4 protein-coding genes and 2 pseudogenes are annotated in these 4,264 nt (G+C 64.1%); 4 read left to right on the forward strand and 2 right to left on the reverse strand.

The window, feature by feature from the left end; all coding sequences use genetic code 11:
- From QSJ18_RS19990 to QSJ18_RS19995, 3 genes and pseudogenes are all read left to right on the forward strand, one after another.
- Positions 1 to 286, forward strand: a pseudogene (locus QSJ18_RS19990) (hypothetical protein); the annotation flags it as partial.
- Positions 286 to 927, forward strand: a complete 642-nt coding sequence (locus QSJ18_RS20215) for a DUF3558 family protein (protein WP_353507228.1) — start codon at positions 286 to 288, stop codon at positions 925 to 927. The pseudogene QSJ18_RS19990 and the gene QSJ18_RS20215, both read left to right, overlap by 1 nt.
- Positions 928 to 1,032: 105 nt before the next feature.
- A complete protein-coding gene (locus tag QSJ18_RS19995) occupies positions 1,033 to 1,371 on the forward strand; it encodes a hypothetical protein (RefSeq protein ID WP_286328408.1) in 339 nt (112 codons plus the stop codon).
- Positions 1,372 to 1,616: 245 nt separating this feature from the next.
- Here QSJ18_RS19995 and QSJ18_RS20000 read toward each other — a convergent pair whose 3' ends face one another.
- Positions 1,617 to 1,856, reverse strand: a complete 240-nt coding sequence (locus QSJ18_RS20000) for a hypothetical protein (protein WP_286328409.1) — start codon at positions 1,854 to 1,856, stop codon at positions 1,617 to 1,619.
- Between the two features lie 169 nt (positions 1,857 to 2,025).
- Positions 2,026 to 3,780 (reverse strand): SulP family inorganic anion transporter, encoded by a 1,755-nt coding sequence (locus QSJ18_RS20005; protein WP_286328410.1) that lies wholly within the window; start codon positions 3,778 to 3,780, stop codon positions 2,026 to 2,028.
- A gap of 244 nt (positions 3,781 to 4,024) precedes the next feature.
- Here QSJ18_RS20005 and QSJ18_RS20010 point away from each other — a divergent pair.
- Positions 4,025 to 4,264, forward strand: a pseudogene (locus QSJ18_RS20010) (HNH endonuclease); the annotation flags it as partial.

Raw genomic sequence — 4,264 nt, forward strand, 5'->3', positions numbered from 1 at the left:
TGTCACGGCCGAAGAATGGGAACGACGCGCGGCGGTCGCGGAGGGAGCGGCGGAGGCGTTGGCTACCGCTGGTGACGAGGCGTCGCGCGTGCTGCTGATGAACGCATTCGGTAAGTGCGTTGAAGGTCAGGCGCTGTATGACGCACTTGCTCGGGTGATCGGTGCGTGGCAGCAGGAGCTTTCCACGCAGAAAGGTCACGCGATCGAGCTCGCGAACGTGTGCCGCCGAGCCGGTGGCGAACTCGGAACGGCGGATAGTGAAGCATCACAGGGGCTTCGGGCATAGTGTGGCGAACATTGTGGTGGGCCGTTTCGGCGCTCGCGGCAGCGCTGTTGTGTAGTTGCTCGGTACCCGGAGAGCCAGTCGCTCAACCGCCAGGCGCACTGAGTTCTTCGCCGGTCTCGGTCCCGCCATCTGTCAGGCAATTTGATGATCAGGGCCGGATGCTCCCGTTTCGCACCGACTTCCCCAATCGGTGGAGCGAAGGCAACAACGGGACCCCCTATGAGCCGTGTACGAGCGTCATGCCTGACGCCCTAAGGGAACTCGGGATTGCGCCGGACTCGGTCGCCGATGCGGCTTCGGTCAACTACCAGACATTGCGGGGATGCAAATGGAAACTCATCGGAAGCAGATTTGGAAGTGCCCATCAAATTGTCGGGAACGCGCCATCGGCCAATCCCACCCTTGATGGTTACAAGACGCTGAATAGCGCCGTCTTCCACTGGCACCCAAGCCGGACGATCTCTGGCCGTGAGGTTCTTGTGAGCTCGCTAGGTGGGGACAATTGCTCCACGCACGTACTGTCAGGCCGTGCAATCGTCACGACTTCGATCCTGGTCGGTACCACCCCAGCGGAAGTGGATGGAATCTGCGAACGCGCAATAGCTTTCACCCGCGCCACGATCGACCAGATTCCTCGTTGAGTTCACCGGCGTGTAGCTCGGTGCGGTCATTCGGTGCGCCGAATCTGCCCGCCCGTCGGCTGTGGTCTTGCCCTCGTTCATGGGGGGTCTCATAGGATGGACGCCATGATCACAAGTGGGATTAAGCGGTCCATGGTGGGGGCACTGATCGGCGCGGCGGCACTGGGCCCGGCGTTGGTGGTCGGAACCGGCGACGCTCAGGCGGCGCCGTCGGCAGGTGGTTCGTGCTCGCCCCGGCAGGCCAGCAGCATCGCCTTCACCTCATCCAACAAGCCTCTCGTCTGCACGAATGTGGGCAACCGCTACAGGTGGGTTCGGGTGGCCCGCATCGACCCGAAGGTCCGTCGGACCGGCAGCCCCTGTTCGGGCGCCTACCCGGTGGCCGTCAACACGAAGGGTAAGGCCGTCATCTGTGCTGACGGTCGCTGGCGCACCCAGGGCTGATAAGCGAATCCGCAACCAAGGGACCGTCGACCGCCAGGTCGGCGGTCCCGCATCGCATTTGGGCCGTCGGACCCGCCGTCGACTGGTGGTTCTGAACGCAGGCGCGCCCCCGCCGACCGAAAGTAGGGGACGAAATTCCTCCCCTACGTTTACATTCTTCGCCCAGTTGCACTGCGGGGACGAGTTCGGAACTAGGGGACGAACCCCTGCCCCCCGCCGTCACAGACGAGCGGAAGAGACCACAACTAGTGGTTCAGTAGGTGACGGCAGTACGTCACCGAGTGGTGTTCGGTGCATTCGGTCCAGGCGCGCTGGTCGTCGGCCCACTTGTGGCGCGGCTGCTGGCCGCGGTTGAGTCGCCACACGTAGTTGTCGCAGATGAGCTTGTTGCCGTGGGCGTCGACCGCGGTGCGCCCGATTTCGGCGCCGATGCACGACGCCCCGAGTTGCGGGGTGGTCGCCGAAGCGCTGGGGGTGAACGCCAAGGCCCCGGCGGTTACCGTAAGGCCAGTGAGTAGGACGGCAAGTCGTGTCTTCATTGAATGCCTCGTCTGCACGGGGTGGTCTGGGAGCGTTGAGGACCCAGTGTGGCGCAACGCCGCATCGAGTTGCCAGAGTGCGACCGATGATTCCCCTGTCTGACGGACCGGACGATCAGCGCTCGGTGTCGTCGCCTGAGATGTCCGACCGTAACTGCCCGGTGATTTCGTCGATCTTGGCGCCGGTGGTCGGGGCGAATCGTGAGTCGTCGAAGCGCGGTTTGCCGTCGACGGTCAGGTTGTAGCGTTCAAGCTGTTCGCGGACGGGGCTTTTCAGCTCGGCGAGGATCAGGGTGATGTCGTGGGTCCGGAGGTAGTCGTCGAGTTCCACGAGTTCGTCGATCGCGGTCGCATCGATCTGGGTGATCGGTTCGGCGGCGAGGATGACGGTGTGCACGCTGCGGCCGGCATCGCGGGCGGCGATCACTTGGGCTCGGACGTAGTCGTCGAACATGCCGCCGTTGGCGAAGAAGAGCGGCGCGTCGAACCGCAGGATGAGGACACCCTCGATACGTTCGGCGGCGGGATTGCGGGTCACGTCATGGTAGCCGCGCAGCCCCGGTACCCGGCCGAGTTCAGTGCGGTACGGCCGCCAGGCGAGGTTGACGAAGGCAACGAGCGACAATGCGATGGCCACCACGATGCCTTCGAGTACCCCGAGCAGGGCGACGCCGAGGAACGCTGCGATGGACAGCGCGCCCTCGACCCAGTTCACCCGGAACAATTCGGCGACACCGCTGATGTCGATGAGTGACAGCGCCGCCGAGATGACCACCGCGGCTAGTGCTGCCGATGGAAGGTAGGCGGTCACGCCGGGGGCGAGGAGGATGAACGCGACGATAAGGACCGCGCCCACCAGTGGGGCGAGTTGGGTTCGCGCGCCGGACTGTTCGGCGACCGGTGTGCGCGACGACGACGCCGAGATGGAGAAGCCGGAGAGGAATCCGGTGGCGACGTTGGCCGCACCGATCGCGGCCATCTCCTGAGAACCGTTCACGGTGTGTCCCGCGCGTGCGGCGAAGGTTCGGGACAGCACGCTGGTGTCGGCGAAGGCGATCAGCGCGATACCGACGGCGGCCGGGAATAGTTGCACCGCATCGTCGACGGTGATGCCGTCGAGCGCCGGGGTGGGTAGTCCGCGCGGCATCGCGCCGGCGACGGGTACCTCGTCCTGGAGTTTGAAGACCGCGACGACGATCATCGCGCCGACGACGGCGACGAGCACCCCCGGAATGCTGCTCTTCCAGCGTTTGAGCCCGAGAATTACTACGAGAGAGACGATTCCGATCGCCGACGGCAGGGTCTCGGCCTCGCCTTCGGCGATTCCGGTTGCGATGGCGTGGATCTCCTCGGCGATCGAGTCTGCGTCGATGCTGAATCCCAGCAACTTGGGGAGTTGGCTCAGGATGACGACCAGCGCGATGCCGTTGAGATAGCCGATCCGGATCGGTTTGGACAGCAGATCGGTGACGAATCCCAGTCGCAATGCGCCGGCGATCAGCAGCACCGCACCGACCTCGAGGGACAGGAGACCCGCCAGCGCGATGCGCTCGTCTTCGACGACGGCGAGCGGGATGATCGCCGCCGCGATGATCGGTGCCAGCGATGAATCCGGACCCAGTACCAGGATGCGCGACGGCCCGACCAGAGCGTAGACCACCAGCGGCACGATCGTCGCGTACAGACCGGTCACCGGGGGCAGGCCCGCCACCTCGGCGTAACCCATACCCGCGGGGATCAGCAACGCCGTCAGCACGATGCCGGCCACGATGTCGCCCCGCAGCCAGGACCGGTCGTAATGATGTGCCACCCCCAGCCCCGGGAGCCAGCGCTCTAGACGGGTGGGGCGAGTGTCGTGCGTCGCGGGCATGCAGGGATTATCCCCGATGAGGGGATTAGGCAGGGCGCATCTGCAATTGATTCAGGCAGGGCGCACTGCAATTGATCAACCCCTTGACCGGTTTGTACGGTTTACTTGGCGAAGCCGCTAGGGTTGCGAGTGACGCGTAGATGACCTCCGGTAGGGCTCTTTGCGATGCTGCGAAATTGCGGCGGTTTGGGCGCTAATGTTCTTTCGGCTGGGTGGCGATCGTTCGACGGGAACCAGGACAGGGATGCGAACGCAAGAGGGCTTCGATCGCGATCTGCGGCAATCAGCAATGCAGTGGCTGACGCGACAGACCCAGGATGGGTTGGAGCCGATCACTGCTGAAGCATTGACTGAGTTCACTTTCGAGGGTCAGCCCATTCGCTTGAAAGATCGCCAAGCGGGGATCTGGAAGCCGAAACAACTTGAGAGTGCCCTATCGGTGTTCACGGCATACCCGAAGAAGTTGGGTGCGCGTCTGTATGAC

It is taken from the genome of Gordonia heveisoli, from assembly GCF_030315745.1.
In the GTDB taxonomy this organism is placed as follows: domain Bacteria; phylum Actinomycetota; class Actinomycetes; order Mycobacteriales; family Mycobacteriaceae; genus Gordonia.

Bases quoted from the DNA above. Each gene is read 5' to 3' on its own strand.
- QSJ18_RS19995 (WP_286328408.1), top strand. From the start codon at position 1,033: ATGATCACAAGTGGGATTAAGCGGTCCATGGTGGGGGCACTGATCGGC.
- QSJ18_RS20005 (WP_286328410.1), bottom strand. From the start codon at position 3,780: ATGCCCGCGACGCACGACACTCGCCCCACCCGTCTAGAGCGCTGGCTC.